General features: G+C 49.9%; 24 protein-coding genes. 11 read left to right on the plus strand and 13 right to left on the minus strand.

All coding sequences use genetic code 11. The features are described 5' to 3' along the window. Window positions 1-133 precede the first annotated feature (133 nt). From H027_RS0108155 to H027_RS0108205, 11 genes are all read left to right on the plus strand, one after another. Window positions 134-1,354, plus strand: coding sequence for an ammonium transporter (locus H027_RS0108155; protein ID WP_237657935.1), 1,221 nt, complete (start codon window positions 134-136; stop codon window positions 1,352-1,354). Between the two features lie 522 nt (window positions 1,355-1,876). After that, window positions 1,877-2,626, plus strand: coding sequence for a methyl-accepting chemotaxis protein (locus tag H027_RS17670; protein ID WP_420804656.1), 750 nt, complete (start codon window positions 1,877-1,879; stop codon window positions 2,624-2,626). A gap of 8 nt (window positions 2,627-2,634) precedes the next feature. Beyond that, window positions 2,635-3,000 carry a response regulator gene (locus tag H027_RS0108165; RefSeq protein ID WP_024871972.1) on the plus strand — a complete coding sequence of 122 codons (366 nt, stop codon included), beginning with the start codon at window positions 2,635-2,637 and terminating at the stop codon, window positions 2,998-3,000. A gap of 10 nt (window positions 3,001-3,010) precedes the next feature. Then, entirely contained in the window at window positions 3,011-3,319 is a 309-nt protein-coding gene (locus tag H027_RS0108170; protein ID WP_024871973.1) for an STAS domain-containing protein, read from the plus strand. Window positions 3,320-3,328: 9 nt separating this feature from the next. After that, on the plus strand, window positions 3,329-5,530 hold the full coding sequence (locus tag H027_RS0108175) for a chemotaxis protein CheA (protein WP_024871974.1): 2,202 nt from the start codon (window positions 3,329-3,331) through the stop codon (window positions 5,528-5,530). Then, window positions 5,530-7,173, plus strand: coding sequence for a methyl-accepting chemotaxis protein (locus H027_RS19360; protein WP_024871975.1), 1,644 nt, complete (start codon window positions 5,530-5,532; stop codon window positions 7,171-7,173). The genes H027_RS0108175 and H027_RS19360 overlap by 1 nt, the downstream gene beginning before the upstream one ends. 33 nt (window positions 7,174-7,206) lie before the next feature. After that, window positions 7,207-8,850, plus strand: coding sequence for a methyl-accepting chemotaxis protein (locus tag H027_RS19365; protein WP_024871976.1), 1,644 nt, complete (start codon window positions 7,207-7,209; stop codon window positions 8,848-8,850). A gap of 11 nt (window positions 8,851-8,861) precedes the next feature. Beyond that, window positions 8,862-9,410, plus strand: coding sequence for a chemotaxis protein CheW (locus tag H027_RS0108190; RefSeq protein WP_081741438.1), 549 nt, complete (start codon window positions 8,862-8,864; stop codon window positions 9,408-9,410). 2 nt (window positions 9,411-9,412) lie between these two features. Then, window positions 9,413-10,228 (plus strand): CheR family methyltransferase, encoded by an 816-nt coding sequence (locus H027_RS0108195; RefSeq protein WP_024871978.1) that lies wholly within the window; start codon window positions 9,413-9,415, stop codon window positions 10,226-10,228. Then, complete coding sequence (locus H027_RS18335) at window positions 10,225-10,698, plus strand: chemotaxis protein CheD (RefSeq protein WP_024871979.1); 474 nt, start codon at window positions 10,225-10,227, stop codon at window positions 10,696-10,698. Before H027_RS0108195 ends, H027_RS18335 begins: the two co-directional genes overlap by 4 nt. 15 nt (window positions 10,699-10,713) lie before the next feature. Next, complete coding sequence (locus H027_RS0108205; RefSeq protein WP_024871980.1) at window positions 10,714-11,772, plus strand: protein-glutamate methylesterase/protein-glutamine glutaminase; 1,059 nt, start codon at window positions 10,714-10,716, stop codon at window positions 11,770-11,772. Between the two features lie 70 nt (window positions 11,773-11,842). On the opposite strand, the gene H027_RS0108210 is transcribed toward H027_RS0108205, so the two are convergent. The 13 genes from H027_RS0108210 to mnmG form a co-directional block, all read right to left on the minus strand. Next, window positions 11,843-12,265, minus strand: coding sequence for a F0F1 ATP synthase subunit epsilon (locus H027_RS0108210; protein ID WP_024871981.1), 423 nt, complete (start codon window positions 12,263-12,265; stop codon window positions 11,843-11,845). A gap of 17 nt (window positions 12,266-12,282) precedes the next feature. After that, window positions 12,283-13,671 carry a F0F1 ATP synthase subunit beta gene (gene atpD / locus H027_RS0108215; protein ID WP_024871982.1) on the minus strand — a complete coding sequence of 463 codons (1,389 nt, stop codon included), beginning with the start codon at window positions 13,669-13,671 and terminating at the stop codon, window positions 12,283-12,285. A gap of 32 nt (window positions 13,672-13,703) precedes the next feature. Then, the gene (gene atpG, locus H027_RS0108220; protein WP_024871983.1) at window positions 13,704-14,567 is read right to left on the minus strand and encodes a F0F1 ATP synthase subunit gamma; all 864 of its coding nucleotides are present in this window, start codon (window positions 14,565-14,567) and stop codon (window positions 13,704-13,706) included. Window positions 14,568-14,611: 44 nt separating this feature from the next. Next, the gene (atpA, locus tag H027_RS0108225) at window positions 14,612-16,153 is read right to left on the minus strand and encodes a F0F1 ATP synthase subunit alpha (RefSeq protein ID WP_024871984.1); all 1,542 of its coding nucleotides are present in this window, start codon (window positions 16,151-16,153) and stop codon (window positions 14,612-14,614) included. A gap of 14 nt (window positions 16,154-16,167) precedes the next feature. Continuing rightward, window positions 16,168-16,701: a F0F1 ATP synthase subunit delta gene (atpH, locus tag H027_RS0108230; protein ID WP_024871985.1), complete on the minus strand. Its 534-nt coding sequence runs from the start codon at window positions 16,699-16,701 to the stop codon at window positions 16,168-16,170. 14 nt (window positions 16,702-16,715) lie between these two features. Continuing rightward, window positions 16,716-17,186 (minus strand): F0F1 ATP synthase subunit B, encoded by a 471-nt coding sequence (gene atpF, locus H027_RS0108235; RefSeq protein ID WP_024871986.1) that lies wholly within the window; start codon window positions 17,184-17,186, stop codon window positions 16,716-16,718. 38 nt (window positions 17,187-17,224) lie between these two features. Continuing rightward, on the minus strand, window positions 17,225-17,452 hold the full coding sequence (gene atpE / locus H027_RS0108240) for a F0F1 ATP synthase subunit C (RefSeq protein WP_015880175.1): 228 nt from the start codon (window positions 17,450-17,452) through the stop codon (window positions 17,225-17,227). Between the two features lie 43 nt (window positions 17,453-17,495). Further along, window positions 17,496-18,275 (minus strand): F0F1 ATP synthase subunit A, encoded by a 780-nt coding sequence (gene atpB, locus H027_RS0108245; RefSeq protein ID WP_024871987.1) that lies wholly within the window; start codon window positions 18,273-18,275, stop codon window positions 17,496-17,498. An 8-nt stretch (window positions 18,276-18,283) separates the two neighbouring features. Next, on the minus strand, window positions 18,284-18,673 hold the full coding sequence (locus tag H027_RS0108250; RefSeq protein ID WP_024871988.1) for an ATP synthase subunit I: 390 nt from the start codon (window positions 18,671-18,673) through the stop codon (window positions 18,284-18,286). A 206-nt stretch (window positions 18,674-18,879) separates the two neighbouring features. Then, the gene (locus H027_RS0108255) at window positions 18,880-19,788 is read right to left on the minus strand and encodes a ParB/RepB/Spo0J family partition protein (protein ID WP_024871989.1); all 909 of its coding nucleotides are present in this window, start codon (window positions 19,786-19,788) and stop codon (window positions 18,880-18,882) included. Between the two features lie 11 nt (window positions 19,789-19,799). Beyond that, on the minus strand, window positions 19,800-20,588 hold the full coding sequence (locus H027_RS0108260; protein WP_024871990.1) for a ParA family protein: 789 nt from the start codon (window positions 20,586-20,588) through the stop codon (window positions 19,800-19,802). A gap of 11 nt (window positions 20,589-20,599) precedes the next feature. After that, the gene (gene rsmG / locus H027_RS0108265) at window positions 20,600-21,229 is read right to left on the minus strand and encodes a 16S rRNA (guanine(527)-N(7))-methyltransferase RsmG (protein ID WP_024871991.1); all 630 of its coding nucleotides are present in this window, start codon (window positions 21,227-21,229) and stop codon (window positions 20,600-20,602) included. Between the two features lie 4 nt (window positions 21,230-21,233). After that, window positions 21,234-23,123 carry a tRNA uridine-5-carboxymethylaminomethyl(34) synthesis enzyme MnmG gene (mnmG, locus tag H027_RS0108270; RefSeq protein WP_024871992.1) on the minus strand — a complete coding sequence of 630 codons (1,890 nt, stop codon included), beginning with the start codon at window positions 23,121-23,123 and terminating at the stop codon, window positions 21,234-21,236. Window positions 23,124-23,510: the final 387 nt, after the last annotated feature.

Consider the following 23,510-nt stretch of genomic DNA (forward strand, 5'->3'; position numbering starts at 1 on the left):
TTTGGCACATTTTGTGTATCTTATTAGCGCCCCAATATAGGGAATAGCACAAATTTGAGTCACAAAATGACTCAAAAAATAGGATGTTGCCACAAAGCACAAATTTGGGGCGCGTTATAAATTGATGGAGGAGATGTTGGTGGAAACCACAAACGCAATAGCAACCCTAACCAGTGGTGCAGATACCCTGTTCTTATTGCTGGGTGCTGTCATGGTGCTGGCAATGCACGCAGGCTTTGCTTTTCTGGAACTGGGAACGGTACGCAGCAAAAACCAGGTCAACGCCCTGGTTAAAATCATTACCGATTTCGGCATCTCAACCTTAGCCTATTTTTTCATCGGTTATTATCTGGCCTACGATAAAAGTTTCCTCAGCAGCGCCAGCACACTGATGACGCAAAATGGTCTGGAACTGACCCGCTTTTTCTTCCTGCTGACCTTTGCCGCGGCAATTCCGGCGATTGTCAGTGGTGGCATCGCTGAACGTGCCCGTTTTTATCCGATGCTGTGCAGCTCCTTCTTGATCGTAGGTTTGGTATACCCTTTCTTCGAGGGGATTGCCTGGAATGGCCGGTTCGGTATTCAACAATGGTTTACTACTCAGTTTGGTGCGCCTTTCCATGATTTCGCGGGTTCCGTCGTGGTGCACGCCGTAGGTGGCTGGATTGGGCTGGTTGCATTAACCCTGCTCGGCATGCGCCGGGGCCGGGTACGTGGCAGCCAGATTTTCAGTTTTGCCCCATCGAATATTCCAATGTTGGCATTAGGTGCCTGGATCCTGATTGTTGGTTGGTTTGGCTTTAACGTCATGTCAGCACAAAAATTGAGTGGTATCAGTGGATTAGTTGCCGTTAACTCCTTAATGGCCATGGTCGGTGGTACGCTGGTTGCCATGCTGATGGGTAAAAACGACCCTGGTTTTATCCATAACGGTCCATTGGCTGGTCTGGTTGCTGTGTGTGCCGGTTCTGACCTGATGCATCCTGTCGGCGCCCTGATTGTGGGTGGTGTTGCCGGTGCGATTTTTATTGTGGTATTTACCCAATTGCAAAAACGTCCGCAGATCGATGACGTATTGGGTGTCTGGCCATTACATGGCCTGTGCGGTGCCTGGGGTGGTATTGCTGCCGGTATTTTTGGTAGTCAGGCATTGGGGGGTGTAGGCGGTGTGTCTTTCATGTCACAACTGCTGGGTACTCTGCTCGGTATCACAATTGCCGTCGTCGGTGGTTTCCTTGTGTACGGCACCATGAAAAAAGTCGTAGGCCTGCGCTTGTCTCAGGAAGAAGAGCATGAAGGTGCCGACCTGGCCATCCATAAGATCAGTGCCGTCATGGACGACATCCAGTCTTAATATCCCACAGATACACCAAAACGCATCCGTTTCCCGGATGCGTTTTTCCTCTCGTTAAATAAACACCGTCTTGAGTTCCATACTTATCTTTTCATTCCTGCACTGGCAACCCAAAACTCTTCGTCTATTCTTAAAACTTGAGGGCCTATAATTCTAAAAGTACGGGAGTTTACAATGCCTTGGATTTCCTGGGTTTTTACGCTTATTGGTACGGGTTTGCTCGCATTTCGTTTACCTGAAGCTGGGTATGCTTTCTTATTTGTCAGCCTGACCACGCAGCTACTTGGCATCTATCAGCAACGCAAATCTATCCCGTCAGAACCGGTCCCTTCCTCAGAATTATCCCTTTCCGCGGTAGCAGAGCCTCAGCCACAGCTGGGTATGCTCAGCCGGGTTATGACCGCCTGGCAACAACAGGTACAGGTCGTATCGGATCTGGTACAACATAATGTCGAAGGGCTGATCCAACCATTTAATGATATGACGGCCCGTATGCGGCAGGAAAATCAGTCTTCGCTCTCAATGTTTGGTGCTCATGACAATGATTCTGCCATCACCAAAACGCTTGATGACACGCAAATCAAACTGGCCTCCGTCATCGACGCCTTTCATTCCGGTTTAGCTCACAAAGCGGAATTGCAGCAGACCATCGGTGATCTCGCGCAGTACATGGACGAAATGAAAAAGATGGCCGCCTCCGTGCAGGTGCTGGCCAGCCAGACCAACCTGCTGGCGCTGAATGCCGCGATTGAGGCGGCACGGGCTGGTGATGCCGGCCGCGGTTTTGCCGTGGTCGCTGATGAAGTGCGAACCTTATCAACCAAATCCGGAGAAACCGGCCGGGATATCGGTAAAAAAATAGAATCCATCACAGCAGCCATTCAGGCCACCATTGATGCCGCCCACCGTCTGGTGCAACACGATGAAAAAAATCTGGCGTTGCTAGACCGCTCCGTCAATGAAGTCACCGAACATCTGGGCGAGGAAATCAACCTGCTGCACGAAGCCGGGCACCGGTTACACGCCCTTTCTTGTGAAACAGAAACTAACATAGAACAAATCATCATCAAGTTGCAGTTTCAGGATCGCGTCAATCAGATCCTGAGTCACTTGCAGAGCGACATGAAACATATTGCCGGTACAGTTGATAGCAATATCAGTTTACTGGATGAAACCCGTTGGAAACGCGATTTCCAACAACGATTTACGACAGAAGAAGAATATCAAGGGCGCGTCAGTCAGACCACAAACAGCGATATTACGTTTTTTTGAGGTGTGCTATGGGTAAAACGGTATTAGTAGTTGATGATTCGATGTCTATCCGTCAGCTGGTCAAAGCGACCCTGCTGACCAAGGGTTACAACGTGGTCGATGCCAGTGATGGTATTGAAGCGCTGAGTAAACTCGGCTCACAACGCGTCAATTTAGTCATCAGTGACGTCAATATGCCCAATATGGATGGCATCTCCCTCCTCAAAGCCATTAAGGCGAAACCCGAGCATCGGTTCACTCCCGTGATCATGTTAACAACAGAATCACAGGAAGCACAGAAACGTGCAGGGCAAGCTGCCGGGGCAAAAGCCTGGATTGTGAAACCATTCCAGCCCGAACAAATGCTGGCCGCTGTTGAAAAATTAATCATGTAGCGGAGGCACTATGCCGGTCACATTGGAAGAGACCACCGTTGGGCAGTGGTGTATGTCGTTGCGTGGTCCATTAACCATCTATGAAGTGGCAGAGATACAGGGTGCCCTGAAACCGCTGACGGCACCTGAATCATTGACCATTGATTTACATGATGTGGATGAAATCGACACCGCCGGGTTGCAGCTCCTGCTGGCACTGCATCAATGGCTGGGTCAACACCTGCATCTGATCCGTCACTCTCAGGCCGTTATCGAAATTATCGACCTGTTTCAACTCGCCGCCTTTTTTGGCGATGATATCGTGCTGCCACAGCATTAAGGAGTGACCATGTTTGATCAGGAACAGTGGGAACAGTTGCTGGCCAGTTTTCTGGAAGAGGCTAAAGAGCTGATTCAGAGTGCAGAAACAGCCTTGCTGGCTCTGGATGAGCAAGTCGTGGATGCCGAGACCATCAATGGTCTTTTTCGGGCCATGCACACGCTAAAAGGGTCTGCCGGGTTGTTTTCCTTAGATGGTTTCGTCCGGTTTGCGCATCACATGGAAAATCTGATCATGCGCGTACGTGATGGCGAACTGACGCTCAACAGCGACATGGTCACGGCATTATTGAGTGCGCTTGATGTTTTAGGTAACGAACTCACCCATCTGGAGCAAACCGGCACACCTTCTGCGCTGGATACTGACAACCCGCAATTACTCGCCTTATTGCAACAGTTGACGGGTGAAACAGTTGCCACGCCCCCCGCCACCACCACCGAATCTGCCGATACAATTGAACGACACCCAGCCCCCGAAGATAAGCCTGCCAGTTGGCATATCTCCTTGCGTTTCGACAGGCAGTTGTTGCAATACGGTTTCGACCCTGCCTCATTTGTTCGTTATTTGAATAAGTTAGGCACCGTACAACACCTCTATCTACTGCAAAACGACTTGCCTGCCTGGCCCGATTTTCAGGCGGAACAATGCTATCTCGGGCTGGAGCTGGATCTCCAAACTGAGGCCAGTAAAACCGAAATAGAATCCGTTTTTGAATTCATTCAGGAGCTGGCGCAGATCCGGATATTGCCTCCCGACAGTCATGTAGAAGACTATCTGGCACTGATTGACGCACTGCCACAGGATAAAGATCGGCTGGGTGAAATCCTGATCGCCAGTGGCTTACTCACCGAAAGTGAATTGCAACGCAGTCTGCAGAAACAAACGGCGCAATCCCCTGCTCCCAAAATCGGCGATGTTCTGATTCAGGAAGGAAACGTTCCGGCGGTGGCGGTCGATGCCGCGCTGCAAAAACAGCAACAGATCCGCGAACAGAAACAGCATGACAGCGCACTGCTGAAGATCTCCGCCAAAAAAATGGATGAACTAATCAATCTGGTCGGTGAACTGGTCATTGCGGCTGCGGGTGGCGAAATGCTGGCCAGACAGCACGGCAATTCCACGCTGCAGGAAGCCATGTCGACAATCAACCAGCATGTGGAACAGATCCGGGAAGTGGCATTGCAACTTCGCATGGTTGAGATTGGTGATACCTTCATGCGTTTTCACCGGCTGGTTAGAGATACCAGCAAAGAGCTGAACAAAGAGATCCAGCTGCACATTGAAGGGGCTGACACCGAACTGGATAAAACCGTCGTGGATAAGATCGCCGATCCACTGACGCATCTGGTACGTAACGCCCTTGATCACGGTATTGAACCAGCAGAAGAACGATTGAGCGCCGGGAAAAACGTCAAGGGCATGGTTCGTCTCAACGCCTATCATGAATCCGGTAATGTGGTGATCGAGGTTCAGGATGATGGTCGCGGTTTAAATCCTGGCCGCATCCGCGAAAAGGCCCTCGAGAAAGGGCTGATAAGCACCACTGACCAATTGAATGACCAAGCGCTGTATCAGCTGATTTTTGCTCCTGGTTTTTCCACGGCTGAGAGCATCAGCAACCTGTCCGGCCGCGGTGTTGGCATGGATGTGGTCAAACGCAGTATTGACGCACTGCGCGGCACCATTGAACTCGATTCCATTCCCGGCAGAGGTTGCTGTGTCCGAATTCGCCTGCCACTGACGTTGGCCATCATTGATGGTTTCCTGATCAGTGTGGGAGAAACACCCTTAGTCCTGCCATTGCAATCAGTCACCGAATGTCTGGAAGCTCGGTATGCCGATATTGGTGATCGAACTTACAGTTATCTTGAATTACGGGGAAAGCCGCTCCCGATCGTGCGCTTACGCGAACACTTTGGGGTCGAGAGTAAAAAACCTCAGCGGGAAAATATTGTGGTTGTCCGGCAAGGCAAGCAGCAGTTGGGGTTGGTGGTCGATACCTTGCTGGGTGAGCAACAGATCGTCATCAAACCACTCGGTGCTCTCTTTGAGCATCTGCACGATATCAGCGGCTCCAGCATTTTAGGTTCAGGGCACGTTGCACTGATCCTGGATATTCCCGGCTTACAGCAACGTGTTCACCATCGCCTGAATATCACGATGGCAACACCATGCGAAATGCGACAAGCAGATCAAGGGAGAAACACATAATGTTTAACAGCATACGCTTAAGGACTCGCCTGCTCTTCGCCTTTATGACGTTAACACTGATCTCTGTCGTTATCGGTGGTATTGGCTATTTAAACATGGGCAAAATCAATCAAATGAGCCAGACCATCACTCAACGGGATTTGGTCGGGTTAGGTAAAATCAAAGATGCAAACACGATCCGCAATGATATTGCCCGAACAGTGCGCGATATGATGCTGGTTCCGACCCAGGAACTCCGCAGTAGTGACAGCGCCAAGCTGCAGCAGCAAATGTCTGCGCTGGAAAGTAATATTGACGAAGCCAGTAAACTTATTATTACCGAACACGGTAAAGAGACACTGCAAAATTTTGCTCATACCTGGTCCATCTATAAGTCTGGTGTCAATCATATGATTGACCTGATCAATCAACAGCCATTGCCCACCGAAACCACCGCCTTCCGATACCTGCAATATGAGTTCATGAGCATTATTAGTGATTCGGTAACTCAGTTAGACGCGCTGAGCAAAAACATGGAGCTGCAATCCAAAAATACCGGGGATGCCATTAACGCCCTCTACAAAGCAAGTTCGCAACAGATGTTTATCATTATTCTGGTTGCAGCCGTATTGGGGATCGCAATGGGGTTCTTTATTGCTTATCAAATTGTGCGACAACTGGGTGGTGAACCCAACTATGCAGCCGAAATAACCCGCCAGATTGCCGCCGGGAATCTCACGGTTAATGTTGAAACCAACGAAAACAACAAGCACTCCCTGCTCTATGCCATGAAAGAGATGGTCGAAAAACTAAACCATATTCTCAGTGAAGTGCGCACATCGTCAGATACATTAGCCAGTGCCTCAGAGGAAGTCAGTGCCACATCGCAATCGTTAAGTCAGGCAGCCAGTGAGCAATCGGCCAGTGTCGAAGAAACCTCTGCCTCGATAGAGCAAATCGCCTCATCTATCGAACAAAACACCGATAACGCCAAAGTGACCGATGCCATAGCTTCTAAAAACACCCAAGACATAGAACGCGGTGGGCAATCGGTCAAAGAAACGGTAAACGCGATGAAACAGATCGCTGGCAAGATCAGCATCATTGACGATATCGCCTACCAGACTAATCTGCTGGCGCTCAATGCCGCCATCGAAGCCGCCCGTGCCGGCGAACACGGTAAAGGCTTTGCTGTCGTGGCTGCGGAAGTGAGAAAACTGGCGGAACGCAGCCAGATCGCTGCCCAGGAAATTAGCCAGGTCGCAGGCAGCAGCGTTTCACTGGCAGAACAGGCCGGAAATCTGTTTGAACAACTGGTGCCGGATATTAAACGCACGTCTGATCTGGTGCAGGAAATCACTGCAGCATCACAAGAGCAAGCCAGTGGCGTCATTCAAATCAATGTTGCCATGGGACAACTCAGTCAGATCACGCAACAAAATGCTTCCGCTTCCGAAGAATTGGCCGCCACGGCGGAAGAGATGACCGCACAAGCCGGACAGCTCATGGATTTAATCAATTATTTTAAGGTCAACACAGAGCCCTTCCGGCAGGCTCAAGCAGCCCCAGTTCAGAAAACACAACCCGCTAAAACCAGAAGATCTCAAACTCGGGCGGAAAATTTCCAACCGGAGACCACAAACGGACAGTTTGTCCAGTTTTAGACGACTCACGGTAAATGAGAAGAGGGAAAGAGCATGATGCTGTTTAAAAATCTGCGTTTACGCACACGCCTGATAATGGCATTTCTGACGATGTCTGTTGTTACCGCTATCGTTGGCAGTATTGGTTATTTCAATATGCGCGATATCAACAACATGGCCATCGAAATGTATCAAAAAGATTTACGTGGTCTGGAGTCTGCAGCCAAAGCCAGAATGAATTTTGTAGCTATCGGCAGATATCTGCGTGCCGCCATGCTGGCTGATACAGATGCCCAAAAGCAGCAACATCTGCAAGTTTTTAGTCAAAGCATGGATAACGTAGAAACAGCAATGAGCGATGCCAGAACGAAATTCACTACTGCGGAAGGCCAAGCTCTGATTGCCGATTTTTATCGTAATTGGTCCGATTATAAAAATGATGCCAATAAAGTTACCGCCATGGTGAAAATGGACCAATTACACCAAATCAATGATGCTAACGAATACCTTGAAGGTGAAATGGCGCCAGTGATTCAACGAGTTCAGGATCTGTTAAACAAAATTGTGTCACAAAAATCACAGCATTCTGCCGAACAAGCAGCTGAAGCACAGGTGATCTACGAACACAGTTCCATGTTGATGTTTACCGCCAGCATCGCGGGTATTCTGGTTGGCTTGGTAATGGGTTTTTTCATTGCTTATCGCATTGTGAAACAACTGGGTGGCGAACCGGATTATGCTACTGAAATCAGCCGCCAGATCGCCGCCGGTAATCTCACGGTTGATGTTGAAACCAATGAAAACAACAAACATTCCCTGCTCTATGCCATGAAAGAAATGGTCGGAAAACTCAGCCACATAATCGGCGAAGTTCGAACCTCTTCCGATGCACTGGCCAGTGCGTCGGAAGAGGTCAGCGCCACATCGCAATCATTAAGTCAGGCCGCCAGCGAACAAGCTGCCAGTGTCGAGGAAACCTCCGCCTCGATGGAGCAAATATCCTCTTCTGTTGCACAGAATACCGAAAATGCCAAAGTCACGGATGCTATCTCTTCCAAGGCAGCACAAGACGTCGAACGCGGTGGTGAGTCGGTCAAGGAAACGGTAAACGCCATGAAACAGATCGCCAGCAAGATCAGCATCATTGATGATATCGCCTACCAGACCAACCTACTGGCACTCAATGCCGCCATCGAGGCTGCACGAGCAGGCGAACACGGTAAAGGCTTCGCTGTCGTGGCTGCGGAAGTGAGAAAACTGGCGGAACGCAGCCAGATCGCAGCCCAGGAAATTGGGCAGGTTGCCAGCAGCAGCGTCTCACTGGCAGAACAGGCCGGCAAACTGTTTGAACAATTGGTGCCGGATATTAAACGCACTTCAGATCTGGTACAGGAAATTACCGCCGCATCGCAAGAACAATCCAGTGGTGTCGCCCAAATCAATGTCGCCATGGGACAACTCAGCCAGATCACGCAACAAAATGCTTCCGCCTCCGAAGAATTGGCTGCCACGGCGGAAGAGATGACCGCACAAGCCGGACAATTAACCGATTTGATCAATTACTTCCAAGTAACCAATACAAATTCTCCTCAGGCAGCCAACCTAAAATCGACACGCCCCGTGAAAAGCAAAGTAAAACAAACCAGGCCAGAGCGCTTACAGACAGATCATGGCGATGAACAATTTGTGCAGTTTTAGGAGCGTGATTTATGGAAGCGTTACAAAGTAATGTTGTGCAGAGCAACATGCCCTATCTCGCCATCAATGACTGGGGTGCTGGCCAAAATTTATCATTTCATTGCATGCAGACCGCACTGGCCCTCCCCATTGATCGAGTTAGGGAAATTATCGAATATGGTCAGGTGACAACGGTTCCTTTAATGCCAAACTATATTCGAGGAGTGATCAATTTACGTGGCAATGTCGTCCCCGTAATTGATTTAGCCCAGCGCTTCGGCGCCAGCCCCACAGAGATAGGGCGTCGAACCTGCATCATCATTTTGGAACTTCCGATCGGTAATACCATCCAGCCAGCAGGGCTTATCGTCGATTCTGTCGATGAGGTGCTGGATATCGACCCTGGTCAGATAGAGCCCCCTCCTGAATTTGGAGCCGGTATCAGCAGCCAGTTTATTCTCGGCATGGCACGCCGCGACAATGGTTTCCTGATCATCCTGAAAGCCGAAGCCCTGTTCAGTGCCGACGAACTGCAACGGATGCAGGAATCCCGGGGAGTCGACATTAGTCTCAGGGAGTAGATATGGATACCAGACTGCCCGCATTAAGCGAACATGATTTTCATATCATCCGCCATCTGATGGCAGATATATCCGGTATTCAGATGGCTTCACACAAAAAAGCATTAGCGGCAGGTCGGTTGATGAAGCGCTTACGTGCGTTACAGCTCGACAGTTTTTCTGATTACGTGAGCCTGCTGCAACAGCCACAATATCAGGAGGAACGGCGGATCGTGGTCGATCTGCTCACCACCAATGAAACCTTCTTCTTTCGCGAAAAACCACATTTCGATCTGCTACTGGACTTAGTGCGACAACATCCACAGAGAGCCTTGCGGCTCTGGAGTGCCGCCTGTTCTTCCGGAGAGGAGGTCTATTCACTGGCAATGACGCTGTCTGAAGGTCTGACGCAAGGCACACATTGGGAAATTGTGGGTTCTGATATCTGTCGGCAAGCTTTAGATAAAGCACAACAGGCCATCTACCCCTTGCAACGAACGGAAAATATTCCCCCGACCTGGCTCAGCCGCTATTGCATGAAAGGCGTACAGGATATGGAGGGGCTGTTCCGTGTGCAGACATCGCTCTGCCAGCATACCCGGTTTTTGTGTCTCAACCTGAATGAACCACTGCCAGCCACTCTCGGTAGCTTCGATATTATATTTCTTCGGAATATGCTGATTTATTTTGATAAAGATACAAAAAACCAGATCTTGCAACGAGTCTTGCAACAGTTAAAACCCGGTGGCTTACTGTTTGTCGGACACTCGGAAGGGCTGCAAAACAGCACTCTTCCACTGACACCCTATGCGACAGCGGTATACAGGAAAAACCTATGAAACAGCCGTTGTATCTCAACCCTGGAGGCTATTTTTTTGGCCAGCTCGATGGCGAACTGATCACCCTGTTAGGGTCTTGTGTCTCATTATGCGCCTGGCATCCGCAGAAACGGTTATTACTGGCAACTCATGTTGTATTACCGGAACGCCCGGCAGATAGTTTATTGAAAGACACACGGTATGGTGATGTAGTGCTCCAATGTGCACTGGCCGATGTATTCCGGCACAAAACGCAGATCAGTGATTATAAATTGGCATTATTTGGTGGTAGTACCACTCTGTATAACGAAAATGACTATAACCACTGCGTCGGTTCCCGGAATGTGGAATATATGCAGTATGTGGTGCAAAACGTCATGAACAGTACGTTAAGTCGCAAAGACACAGGCGGTACCCAACACCGGCGGTTGCAAATCGATGGCATTCATGGCCGTTTTCGTGTTTCGTTACTGGGAAAAAACTCGCCTTAAAAACAAAGAGGTGCAATGAACAAATCAATTCAGATCCTGGTGGTGGATGATTCTGCCTTAGTTCGCCAATTCATGAGCGAAGTGATCCAAAATCAGCCTGATATGAATCTGCTGGCAGCCGCACCCGACCCGATTGCAGCAATGAGCAAAATGCAGAAACAGTGGCCCGACGTCATTTTGCTCGATGTCGAAATGCCCAAGATGGATGGCATTACTTTTTTAAAACAGATCATGGCCCAGCATCCGACCCCTATCGTGATTTGTTCATCGCTCACGGAACAAGGGGCCGCCCTGACACTCGATGCCTTTAGTGCTGGTGCTGTCGCCGTCTTTACCAAAGCCAAGCTCGGTGTGAAACAGCACTTGCAATCCATCGCCAACGATCTTGTTCGTGCGATTCGTGAGGCCAGCCAAGCCAGAACTAAAATGCCACGATTAACAGCAACTTCGCTGAATCCCCTGTCTCCACCAGCTACCCTACACTCTCACAAACTGATTCAGACGACCGATCGTGTCATTGCGATTGGGACCTCCACGGGCGGTACGATTGCATTGGAATCAATATTGACCCGTTTACCGCAGGATGTCCCAGGGATCGTGATCGTACAACACATGCCGGAAAAATTTACCGCCGCTTTTGCCGAACGGTTAAATGGGATCTGTGCCATCGAAGTCCGTGAGGCACGGCACGGTGAGCGTGTGTTACAAGGTTGTGCGCTCATTGCACCGGGGGGTTATCACACTCAAATTGTGCGTAACGGAGCCTTTTACTTTACCGAAGTCTTCGATGCACCGCCAGTGAATCGACATAAACCTTCTGTCGATGTGTTGTTCCGGTCCGTAGCAAAATCAGCCGGACAGAATGCCTTAGGCATGATCCTGACCGGTATGGGTGATGACGGAGCACGAGGTTTACTCAGTATGCGTCAGGCCGGTGCCAGCACCATTGCGCAGGATGAAGCCTCCAGCGTGGTATTCGGCATGCCGAAAGAAGCCATCAAACTGGGTGCCGCAGAGCAGGTCTTCAGCTTGAATCAGATGCCCGCGATGATCACGCAATTTGCACGAAGTTAACGATGTATGAGCTTAAAATGACAATAAAAAGCCAGAAGATCGCTCTTCTGGCTTTTTTAGATACCGGTAATCAGAAGTGTTTACGGGTGATCTCAATGACACGCAATTGTGCCACCGCTTTCGCCAATTCGGTAATGGCGGTTGCATAGTCCACATCGCCCGGATTGCCGTGGATTTTTTCCTCGGCAGCCCGTTTAGCAGCCTGCGCTTTCGCCTCATCCAAATCAGCCGCACGGATCACGGTGTCCGCCAGCACAGTCGCTGCTTCTGGTTGCACTTCCAGCATACCGCCAGAGATATACATCACCTCTTCAGCACCATGCAGTTTAACCAGACGCACCAGACCAGGCTTGATGGAGGTCAGTAACGGCGCATGACCGTGACGGATCCCCAGTTCCCCTTCCGCGCCTGAAACCTGAACGGATTCAACACGACCGGAAAACAACATGCCTTCAGCACTGACCACATCCAGGTGGAAGGTAATCTCAGCCATAGAGCCTCCTGCCTGAATTACAGTTTCTTAGCTTTCTCGACCACTTCGTCGATGGAGCCAACCATGTAGAACGCCTGCTCTGGCAGATCGTCGTATTCACCGTCCAGAATACCTTTAAAGCCACGGATGGTGTCTTTCAGAGACACGTATTTACCTGGCGTACCGGTAAATACTTCCGCCACGTTAAATGGCTGTGACAGGAAACGTTCGATCTTACGAGCACGGGCTACCACCAGCTTGTCATCTTCTGACAGTTCGTCCATACCCAGAATCGCGATGATGTCTTTCAGCTCTTTATAACGTTGCAGAACAGTCTGCACGCCACGAGCCACATCATAGTGCTCCTGACCAACCACCAGCGGATCCAGCTGACGAGAAGTCGAATCCAGCGGGTCTACCGCAGGGTAAATACCCAGTGCAGCGATCTGACGGCTCAGCGTTACGGTTGAGTCAAGATGCGCGAAGGTGGTTGCTGGTGACGGGTCAGTCAAGTCGTCCGCAGGTACGTATACCGCTTGGATCGAAGTGATAGAACCCGTCTTGGTTGAGGTGATACGTTCCTGCAGAACACCCATCTCTTCCGCCAGTGTAGGCTGATAACCTACCGCAGATGGCATACGACCCAGCAGTGCCGATACTTCGGTACCCGCCAGGGTGTAACGATAGATGTTGTCGATGAACAACAATACGTCACGGCCTTCATCACGGAATTTTTCCGCCATGGTCAGACCGGTCAGTGCAACACGCAGACGGTTTCCTGGTGGCTCGTTCATCTGGCCGTAAACCATCGCTACTTTATCCAGAACGTTAGACTCCTTCATTTCATAGTAGAAGTCGTTACCTTCACGGGTACGTTCACCCACACCAGCGAATACGGACAGACCGGAGTGCGCTTTCGCGATGTTGTTGATCAGTTCCATCATGTTTACGGTTTTACCTACACCCGCACCACCGAACAGACCCACTTTACCACCCTTGGCAAACGGACAAATCAGGTCGATAACCTTGATGCCTGTTTCCAGCAGTTCCGTGGTATTGGATTGATCTTCGTAGCTAGGCGCAGCACGATGGATAACCCAGTTATCTTCCGCACCGATTGGACCCTGTTCGTCCACAGGCTCACCCAGTACGTTCATGATACGACCCAGGGTTTTAGTACCAACAGGCACTTTGATACCAGCACCAGTGTTTAATACTTCCGCACCGCGACGCAGACCGTCTGATGTACCCATTGCGATACAACGAACAACACCGCCGCCGATTTGTTGCTGTACTTCCATTACCAGACCTTTGGTCTGGCCTTCGCTCACTATCTTCAGCGCGTCGTAAACCTGTGGAACCGCATCTTGCGGAAACTGTACGTCTACAACCGCACCGATGACTTGAACGATGATACCGTTACTCATGTCAAATCCTCTAAAGCTTGGAAACCTTTGCCTTAAACTGCCGATGCACCGCTGACAATCTCGGTGAGTTCCTGGGTAATCGCCGCTTGACGCGCCTTGTTATACACCAGTTGTAAATCACCAATCAGATTGCCGGCATTATCGGTAGCCGCTTTCATCGCCACCATACGGGCTGCCTGTTCACTGGCTAAATTTTCCACCACGCCCTGATAAACCTGCGATTCCACATAACGCATCAGCAATTCACTCAGCAGATGCTTTGGATCCGGTTCATACAGATAATCCCAGTGGCGTTTTGCCAGCTCTTGGTCATCAGCCTTCGGCAAAGGCAGCAACTGATCGACTGTTGGTGACTGCACCATGGTGTTTACAAATTTGTTGTAAACCAGGTACAGACGGTCAATCTCGCCGTTGTCGTAAGCTTGCAGCATCACTTTTACAGAACCGATCAGGTCATTAACGCTTGGTGCGTCACCCATGCCGGAAACCTGTGCCAGTATATTGCCACCAAAGCGTTCAAAGAAGCTGGCCGCTTTTGAGCCAATAAGAGCGGTAGAAACCTCTACGCCCTGCTCCTTCCACTGTTTCATTGATACCAGCGCTGATTTGAACAGGTTAATGTTCAGACCACCACACAGACCACGATCAGTCGATACGATGATGTAACCCACCCGTTTCACTTCACGTTCAATCAGGTAGGAGTGTTTATACTCCAGGTTACCCAACGCGAGATGACCGATCACCTTGCGCATAGTCACGGCATAAGGACGGCTGTAAGCCATGCGTTCCTGCGCTTTACGCATTTTGCTGGCTGCCACCATCTCCATTGCACCGGTGATCTTCTGCGTGTTTTTCACACTGGCGATTTTATTGCGTATCTCTTTTGCGCCGGCCATTGCTGACTCTCCACATCAGAGGCTGCCTGACGGCAGCCGCGTTATTACCAGGTATGAGTCGCTTTGAAGCTGTCGATCAATGCAGACAGACGAGTTACAACGTCATCGTTGTAGTCTGCTTTTGCATTAATTTCAGCCATCAGATCCGCATGCTCATTGTTGGCATAAGAGAGCAGCGCTGCTTCGAAGTCGCCGATCTTGTTCAGTTCGACGTCTTCCAGATAGCCACGCTCTGCTGCAAACAGAACCAGCGACTGCTGAGCAACGCTCATTGGCGCATATTGTTTCTGTTTCATCAGCTCAGTTACTTTCTGGCCATGACTCAGTTGTTTACGGGTTGCATCGTCCAGATCAGAAGAGAACTGTGCGAACGCTGCCAGTTCACGATACTGTGCCAGAGCGGTACGAATACCACCGGACAGTTTCTTGATGATCTTGGTCTGAGCAGCACCACCCACACGGGATACCGAAATACCTGGGTCAACCGCAGGACGGATACCGGCGTTAAACAGCTGAGTAGTCAGGAAGATCTGACCGTCAGTGATCGAAATAACGTTAGTCGGAACGAACGCAGATACGTCACCGGCCTGAGTTTCAATGATTGGCAATGCCGTCAGAGAACCCGTCTGGCCTTTTACCGCGCCTTTCGTGAACGTTTCTACATATTCAGCGTTAACGCGGGAAGCACGTTCCAGCAGACGAGAATGCAGATAGAAGACGTCCCCTGGGAACGCTTCACGTCCTGGCGGACGGCGCAGCAGCAGGGAGATCTGGCGATAAGCAACCGCGTGCTTAGACAGGTCATCATAAATAATCAGCGCATCTTCACCACGATCGCGGAAGTATTCACCCATCGCGCAACCAGAATAAGGTGCCAGATATTGCAGAGATGCAGATTCAGAAGCCGATGCCACGACAACGATAGTGTTAGCCAGCGCACCGTGTTCTTCCAGTTTGCGTACTACGTTCGCAATGGTAGAAGCCTTCTGACCAATCGCTACGTACACACATTTGATGCCAGAATCTTTCTGGTTGATGATCGCATCGATCGCCAGCGCGGTTTTACCGGTCTGACGGTCACCGATGATCAGCTCACGCTGGCCACGGCCGATTGGGATCATCGCATCAACTGCTTTATAACCAGTCTGAACTGGCTGAGAAACAGATTGACGCTCGATTACACCTGGTGCAATCACTTCAACCGGTGAGAAGCCATCGTTTTCAACAGGGCCTTTACCATCAATAGGCTGACCCAGCGTGTTGACCACACGGCCCAGCAGACCACGACCTACCGGCACTTCCAAAATACGACCGGTACCCGTTACTTTCTGGCCTTCAGCCAGATCAGCATACGGACCCATTACAATCGCACCAACGGAGTCACGCTCCAGGTTCAGTGCCAGACCATAACGGTTACCAGGCAGTTCAATCATTTCACCCTGCATGACGTCAGCAAGGCCATGAATACGAACGATACCGTCGCTCACCGATACGATAGTCCCTTCATTGCGGGCTTCGGTGACGACGTTGAATTGCGCGATACGCTTTTTAATCAGCTCGGCAATTTCAGTGGAATTGAGTTGCATGCTTTAATCCCCAATCAAGATTGCAATGCTTCCGCCAAGCGGTTGAGTTTACTGCGAACACTGGCATCGATGATGTCATCACCAATCTTAATGACCAGACCGGCCATCAATGATGGATCCAGCTGACAAGTCAGACGCACTGTGCGCTGATAGCGGGCTTCCAGAGTTTTCTGAATCTTCGCTTTTTCTGCGTCAGAGAGCGCTGTCGCAGACGTGATCTGCGCTTCCAGTTCTTTGTCCAGTTCTGCTTTCAATGCTGAAAATTCAGCAACGACCGCAGGCAGTACACTCAAACGTCCGTTTTCAGCCATCACCCGGATCAGGTTTTGGCCCTGCTCATTGAGCTGTTCACCACAAATCTGGTTAAACAACTGCGCCAGTTGCTCTGGCGCCATTGAGCTGTGAATTAACTGTTGTACGGTATCGTCTTTCGACACTTCGGCCGCAAAGAGCAACATCGATAGCCAGTTATCCACCGCTTTCTGTTCAACGGCAAAATCGAACGCGGCTTTGGCGTAGGGGCGCGCAATGGTTGTCACTTCAGACATAGCCCCGGCTCCCCTTAGAGTTCAGCAACCAGCTTGTCAACGATGGCGCTGTTAGCGGCCCCGTCCAGCTGACGCTCCAGAATTTTTTCCGCACCCGCAACAGCCAGCGCTGCCACATGTTTACGGAGTTCTTCTTTCGCACGGTTGCGTTCAGCCTCAATTTCCGCTCTGGCTTGGTTCAGGATTTTTTCCCGTTCCGCCATGGCGTCCTGATTGGCTTCATCAATAACTTGAGCACGGCGTTTATTGGCCTGCTCGATAATCTCAGCAGCTTGCTGTTTTGCTTCCTTGATCTGTTCCATGGCTTTGGTCTGTGCCAGGTCCAGGTCTTTTTTCGCACGGTCTGCAGAAGCCATACCGTCAGCAATTTCTTTCTGACGTTTTTCGATGGCAGCCATCAGAGGCGGCCACACAAACTTCATACAGAACCAAACAAAAAGGATGAAAGCAATCGTCTGGCCGAGGATGGTTGCATTGATATTCACTGCCCATCTCCCTTAAAAAATGAATGCCCGGTACCGTATTACTTCGCAACCGCGAACATAACGTACATACCCAGACCTACCGCGATCATCGGAATCGCGTCCACCAGACCCATTACGATGAAGAACTGGGTACGCAGCAGTGGCAGCAGATCAGGCTGGCGAGCAGCACCTTCCAGGAATTTACCACCCAGAACACCGATACCGATTGCCGCGCCAATAGCAGCCAGACCCATCATCAGACCCGCAGCGATGAATAACATCTCCATGATTTTTCTCCGTTAAAATATGAACAAAACGTTGATCAAAAAATTAATGTTCTTCACAAGCCATTGACAAATAAACAATTGTCAACACCATGAAAATAAACGCCTGCAGCGTAATTACCAGAATGTGGAAGATAGCCCACGGCACATTCAGGAACCACTGTGACCACCACGGCAGCATCGCGGCGATCAGGATGAAAATCATCTCGCCCGCATACATATTGCCGAACAGTCGCAAACCTAACGAAATAGGTTTGGAAATCAAAGTAACGGTTTCCAACAGCAGGTTAACCGGCACAAATGCCCAGTGATTGAATGGCGTCAGTGTCAGCTCTTTGATGAAGCCACCGACTCCCTTGATCTTGATGCTATAGAACAGGATCAGGAAAAATACGCCAAACGACATGGACAAGGTGATGTTAACGTCTGCAGATGGAACCACGCGCAGGTAGGGAATATTGCTGATTTGTGCCAGATGCGGCAGATAGTCGATAGGCAGTAAGTCCATCGCGTTCATCAGGAAAATCCAGACAAAAATCGTCAGCGCCAACGGCGCAATCAGTTTGTTTTTGCCATGGAAAATACCCTTCACGGTATCGTCCACAAATCCGAACACCATCTCAACAAAACACTGCAGCTTACTCGGTACACCACTGGTGGCTTTGACAGCAACCCGACGGAATAACCAAATAAACAGCGTCCCCAAGACCACGGAAAAAACCATGGAGTCGATATTTACCGTCCAGAAACCACTGCCAACCTGCAAATGATGCAAATGGTGGGCAATATATTCCTGGGAAGTAAGCGTTTCTCCTGTGGAAGCCATGCTAGTTCCTAGTAACGATTGTTGAGGGTTAACGATATTATCCACTGACTAACTAGCATCAGACCAAACGTGATCAGCACAATCGCGTGATTAACATGAAGCCATTTGAATACCACAACAAAACAGACCAGCGTGGTAATCAGTTTTGAGCCAGCAGCCAGATAGATATCCCACAGTACCAGTCCAACATCCAGTTCACGATCGGGTCGCGATGTACTGATAACACTGAACAATAACTGAGGTACCCAGTAAGTTCCGCCTCCGCTTAAGACAGAACCCGCAGCCGTTGCATCTTTTACCAGCCAGGTAATTAATGCCCCAACCACTATCAGAACAAACTGAATAGCAAGCACAGACCACGCCATAGTTTTCACACTCATCGCAGGTCTTGGCAGCATTCAGCTTTCTCCGATTTTGTAACGCCCTATCAGGGCGCATTTTATTAACATAAATTAAACAAAAAAGCATCCATTTATTAAATTTCACACTAACAGTCATTTAACATATAAGTTAAATGTAACCATTTGGTGCAAAAGGATTTTTTTTGCAAATTCAGACAAAACAGTAGCCCAACAAAAACGAAAAAACCAGTCGTTTTTGTGAACTAACTCAAATTAAAAAAATGACGGATCTTTTCGAATTCAGAATAACTTTTATAAGTTAAAACTATCTTACCGTTATCGTCATTTGAGCGAATAATCTGTACGGAAACACCCAATTTGTCAGACAACGATTCCGACCAGGCAAGCCCTTCTTCATCGACCTGTCGTTCCGGCTTAGGCGATGGTGGATTCAAAAGCTTCTGCACCATTTTTTCGGTGTCTCGTACGGTGAGATTTTTCTGAGCCACCGTCCGCGCGGCATCGCTTTGTAATTCACCTTCCAGGCTCAGTAATGCCCGTGCATGCCCCATATCCAGATCACCATGTTCAACCAGCTGTTTCACATCATCATTCAGCTGATTTAAACGTAACAGGTTGCTCACGGCAGAACGGGACTTACCAACCGCCTCGGCCACTTGCTGATGAGATAATTCAAACTCGGTCATCAAGCGTTGTAACGCGACCGCTTCCTCGATGGCATTCAAATCTTCACGCTGAATATTTTCAATCAGCGCAATGGCCACCGCAGCATTGTCTTCCACGTTCTTAATCAGACAAGGGACGGTTTCCAGGCGAACTAACTGACTGGCACGCCAGCGACGTTCACCCGCAATGATTTCAAACTGCTGTTCGGCAATCTGACGTACAACTATCGGCTGGATCACCCCTTGAGCTCGAATCGAGTTGGCCAGATCTTCCAGGGCTTCCTGCGACATATCCCGTCGCGGCTGGTATTTACCAGGCCGTAGCCAACTGACCGGCAGGATCTGCAATTCGCCTTTCTGATCATCCACTTTGTGTTGAACAGCATCCGCCTGAATATCACTTAATATCTGTTTCTGCCGGGCTACCTGACTGGTACCCAGTAATGCTTCCAGGCCTTTGCCCAAACCGCGTTTTTTAGAGGTCATAACGGATTATCTCACGCTGAGGCTTCGGTCTTTTGTTGTTCTTCCCGGCGTAACAATTCGCCGGCCAATCCCAGATAGGCTTTTGAGCCTAGCGAACTTTTATCGTAATACATCACAGGAGTCCCATGACTTGGCGCTTCGGCCAGCCGCACATTGCGCGGAATGATGGTCCGGTAAACTTTATCACCGAAATATTGTTTTAACTGTTCCGAGACTTCGTTGGAGAGCCGGTTACGGTGATCGAACATCGTTCGCAGTACACCCTCGATTTTCAGTTCTGGATTGACCACCGCAGCCAGTTTGCTGATGGTATCCACCAGTGCCGTTAAACCTTCCAGGGCAAAATATTCACATTGCATCGGTACTAATACCGAATCAGCCGCTGACATGGCATTGACCGTCAGCAAATTTAACGCTGGCGGGCAGTCTATAAAAATAAAATCATAGTCATCGCGGATCGGCGCCAGCGCGTTGCGCAGACGAAGCTCACGCGCAAAGACTTCCATGAGTCGAATTTCGGCGGCCGTAGCATCGCCATTGGCCGCAATCAGATCATAACCGCCTGTGGTTTCGGTGATGATCACATCTCGCACTGGCATTTCATCCACCAGCAGTTCATAGATGGTGCGTTCGGTTTCGTATTTGTTAACGCCGCTGGCCATCGTGGCATTCCCCTGCGGATCGAGATCGATCAACAGGACTTTGCGACGTGTCGCCGCCATTGAAGCAGCCAAATTCACGCTGGTGGTCGTTTTACCGACGCCACCTTTCTGGTTTGCTATGGCAATGACTTTTCCCACAGTAGCGGATCCTAATGTTGTTTTTTCACAATAATCAGGTGACGTTCAGCATCCAGTTGCGGCACATCCAAGCGGTGCGCAGCAACCAGTGTAAAGTCTGATGGCAGCGTTTCCAATTCATCCTGCGGATAAACCCCTTTTAACGCAAGGAATACGCCTTGGGGGGCCGGTAAATGCCGACACCAAGTCAGCATGTCCGTCAGTGATGCAAAGGCACGGCTTAAAACCCCATCAAACCCCATCTCATCGTGGAATTCCTCCACCCGAGATTGAACCGCCACGACATTTTTTAAGCCCAATTCAAGAATAACCTGACGGATAAAGCGGATCCGTTTTCCCAAGCTATCCAGCAAGACAAACTGCTTATCCGGTTGCACGATGGCCAATGGTAAGCCGGGTAACCCCGGACCGGTACCGACATCAATAAAGCGCTGACCATCCAGATAGGGCGCAACCACAATACTGTCGAGGATGTGGCGTACCAGCATCCCTTCCGGTTCACGTACTGACGTCAGATTGTATGCCTTGTTCCACTTATGCAGCAACCCGACCAGTGCCAGCAGTTGCTGTTTCTGCTGATCGGACAGCGATATATTGGCTTGTTGCAGCAACGATTCCAATTGAGGGAGTAATGTTTGCATAAAATCAGGCCGATTTACGCAGCAAGCCGCGTTTTTTCAAATGAACTAATAAAATGGAAATCGCCGCCGGCGTCACGCCGGAAATGCGCGATGCCTGGCCGATGGTCTGTGGTTTGATATCGTTCAGTTTGATACAAACCTCTTTCGACAGTCCCGGTACGTCGCTGTAGTCCAGATCCAATGGCAACAGGGTTTCTTCATGGCGGAGTTGTTTGTCGATTTCATCCTGCTGGCGATCAATATAACCGGCATATTTCACCTGGATCTCGATTTGCTCCGCCGCCTGTTGATGCTCAATCCCCGGACCAATGCCTTCAATTGCCATCAGATCCTGATAGTTCACTTCCGGACGACGCAGCAGATCCTCCAGATTCACCGGACGGCTCAATGGCGTTTTCAGGATCGCATTCAGCGATTCTGCCGCTGGATGTTGAGGCTGGATCCAGCAGTCTTTCAGACGCTGCTGTTCCTGTGCCATCATTTCCAGCTTGTGGTTGAAAAATGCCCAACGCTCTTCATTCACCAGACCCAGTTCCCGGGCGATAGGAGTCAGGCGCAGATCGGCATTGTCTTCGCGCAGCAGCAGGCGGTATTCGGCACGACTGGTGAACATGCGGTAAGGCTCTTTGGTACCCAGCGTCGAGAGATCGTCCATCAGAACCCCGATATAGGCCTGATCGCGACGTGGCGCCCAAGGATCTTTATCCTGAGCCCGCAATGCCGCATTGATCCCAGCCAACATCCCTTGTGCCGCCGCTTCTTCGTAACCGGTAGTCCCGTTGATCTGGCCGGCAAAGAACAGGTTCTGCAGACACTTGTTTTCCATATTCGGTTTCAGATCGCGCGGATCGAAAAAGTCATATTCAATCGCATAGCCGGGACGGGCGATGTGCGCGTTGGCAAAGCCTTTCATTGAACGCACGATCTGCACCTGTACATCAAATGGCAGGCTGGTGGAGATCCCGTTCGGATAGAGCTCATGTGTCGTCAGGCCTTCCGGCTCGATGAAGATCTGATGCGCGTCTTTATCGGCAAAGCGCATGATCTTATCTTCGATCGACGGACAATAACGTGGGCCGATCCCTTCGATCACCCCCGCATACATCGGGCTGCGATCCAGATTGGCCCGGATCACATCATGGGTCTGTGTGTTGGTATGCGTGATAAAACAAGGCACCTGCCGCGGATGCTGTTCCGGTTTTCCCAGATAGGAAAAGACCGGCACCGGATCATCACCCGGCTGCACCTGCAATTGTGAGAAATCAACGGAGCGCGCATCAATGCGAGGAGGCGTGCCTGTTTTCAGTCGACCAACCCGCAGCGGCAGTTCACGCATGCGTTCCGCCAGTGTGACAGAGGCTGGATCACCCGAACGACCGCCACGATAATGCTCCATACCAATATGGATCAGGCCGTTTAAAAATGTGCCCGCCGTCAGTACGACCGTTTTCGCTAAAATACGGATCCCAGCTTGGGTGACCACTCCACAGACCCGATCACCGTCGAGGATCAGATCATCGCAGGCCTGCTGGAACAGTTGCAGATTAGGATAATTTTCCAGCGTATGTCGGATTGTCTGTTTATACAGTAAACGATCTGCCTGCGCACGGGTTGCGCGTACTGCTGGGCCCTTGGATGAATTCAGGATACGGAACTGGATCCCGGCATGATCGATGGCTTGCGCCATTACGCCACCCATGGCATCCACTTCTTTCACCAAATGGCCCTTTCCGATCCCTCCGATGGCCGGATTACAAGACATATGTCCTAATGTCTCAATGTTGTGGGTCAGCAACAGGGTTTTCATGCCCATACGTGCTGCCGCGGTTGCCGCTTCGGTGCCCGCATGGCCTCCGCCAACCACAATCACATCGAATTGATCATGATACTGCATATGCAAACTCCAATTATTGCCATCAAGGATCGTTATTTCAGTGGGCGCATATTCTAACGGGTTTACGGGATCAATAACATCAAAGAACGATCTTAAGAGGAATGGGATTGCTTATTAGATCTAGGATCTTTTTATGATCTTCTTATTGATCTTTATTATATGGATCGCGGGTCTCTGTTAATAACTTAAAAATGATCAGATTGATCAAGGTGTTGAGATGGATCCAATCCTGTGGTTTTTCGGGGATCCAGCGAGGTCAAACATGAGTATAACCAGCGTTGTTATGCACAGACTCAAGTGATCTATCTGGTTGTTAATAGGATAAAAAGAGCTTAATCAGTGGTTTTCAGTATGGTTATACACAAAACTTTTTTTGATGATCCTAAA

It is taken from the genome of Tolumonas lignilytica (assembly GCF_000527035.1).
Lineage (GTDB): Bacteria > Pseudomonadota > Gammaproteobacteria > Enterobacterales > Aeromonadaceae > Tolumonas > Tolumonas lignilytica.

Excerpts from the sequence above, each read along its gene's own strand:
- mnmG (WP_024871992.1), bottom strand. The coding sequence starts at position 23,123 with ATGCAGTATCATGATCAATTCGATGTGATTGTGGTTGGCGGAGGCCAT.
- atpH (WP_024871985.1), bottom strand. The coding sequence starts at position 16,701 with ATGTCTGAAGTGACAACCATTGCGCGCCCCTACGCCAAAGCCGCGTTC.
- H027_RS19365 (WP_024871976.1), top strand. The coding sequence starts at position 7,207 with ATGATGCTGTTTAAAAATCTGCGTTTACGCACACGCCTGATAATGGCA.
- atpB (WP_024871987.1), bottom strand. The coding sequence starts at position 18,275 with ATGGCTTCCACAGGAGAAACGCTTACTTCCCAGGAATATATTGCCCAC.
- H027_RS18335 (WP_024871979.1), top strand. The coding sequence starts at position 10,225 with ATGAAACAGCCGTTGTATCTCAACCCTGGAGGCTATTTTTTTGGCCAG.
- H027_RS17670 (WP_420804656.1), top strand. The coding sequence starts at position 1,877 with ATGTTTGGTGCTCATGACAATGATTCTGCCATCACCAAAACGCTTGAT.
- H027_RS0108250 (WP_024871988.1), bottom strand. The coding sequence starts at position 18,673 with ATGCTGCCAAGACCTGCGATGAGTGTGAAAACTATGGCGTGGTCTGTG.
- H027_RS0108165 (WP_024871972.1), top strand. The coding sequence starts at position 2,635 with ATGGGTAAAACGGTATTAGTAGTTGATGATTCGATGTCTATCCGTCAG.
- rsmG (WP_024871991.1), bottom strand. The coding sequence starts at position 21,229 with ATGCAAACATTACTCCCTCAATTGGAATCGTTGCTGCAACAAGCCAAT.
- H027_RS0108210 (WP_024871981.1), bottom strand. The coding sequence starts at position 12,265 with ATGGCTGAGATTACCTTCCACCTGGATGTGGTCAGTGCTGAAGGCATG.
- atpG (WP_024871983.1), bottom strand. The coding sequence starts at position 14,567 with ATGGCCGGCGCAAAAGAGATACGCAATAAAATCGCCAGTGTGAAAAAC.
- atpD (WP_024871982.1), bottom strand. The coding sequence starts at position 13,671 with ATGAGTAACGGTATCATCGTTCAAGTCATCGGTGCGGTTGTAGACGTA.
- H027_RS0108205 (WP_024871980.1), top strand. The coding sequence starts at position 10,714 with ATGAACAAATCAATTCAGATCCTGGTGGTGGATGATTCTGCCTTAGTT.
- H027_RS19360 (WP_024871975.1), top strand. The coding sequence starts at position 5,530 with ATGTTTAACAGCATACGCTTAAGGACTCGCCTGCTCTTCGCCTTTATG.
- atpE (WP_015880175.1), bottom strand. The coding sequence starts at position 17,452 with ATGGAGATGTTATTCATCGCTGCGGGTCTGATGATGGGTCTGGCTGCT.
- H027_RS0108190 (WP_081741438.1), top strand. The coding sequence starts at position 8,862 with ATGGAAGCGTTACAAAGTAATGTTGTGCAGAGCAACATGCCCTATCTC.
- H027_RS0108195 (WP_024871978.1), top strand. The coding sequence starts at position 9,413 with ATGGATACCAGACTGCCCGCATTAAGCGAACATGATTTTCATATCATC.
- atpA (WP_024871984.1), bottom strand. The coding sequence starts at position 16,153 with ATGCAACTCAATTCCACTGAAATTGCCGAGCTGATTAAAAAGCGTATC.
- H027_RS0108255 (WP_024871989.1), bottom strand. The coding sequence starts at position 19,788 with ATGACCTCTAAAAAACGCGGTTTGGGCAAAGGCCTGGAAGCATTACTG.
- H027_RS0108170 (WP_024871973.1), top strand. The coding sequence starts at position 3,011 with ATGCCGGTCACATTGGAAGAGACCACCGTTGGGCAGTGGTGTATGTCG.
- H027_RS0108175 (WP_024871974.1), top strand. The coding sequence starts at position 3,329 with ATGTTTGATCAGGAACAGTGGGAACAGTTGCTGGCCAGTTTTCTGGAA.
- H027_RS0108155 (WP_237657935.1), top strand. The coding sequence starts at position 134 with ATGTTGGTGGAAACCACAAACGCAATAGCAACCCTAACCAGTGGTGCA.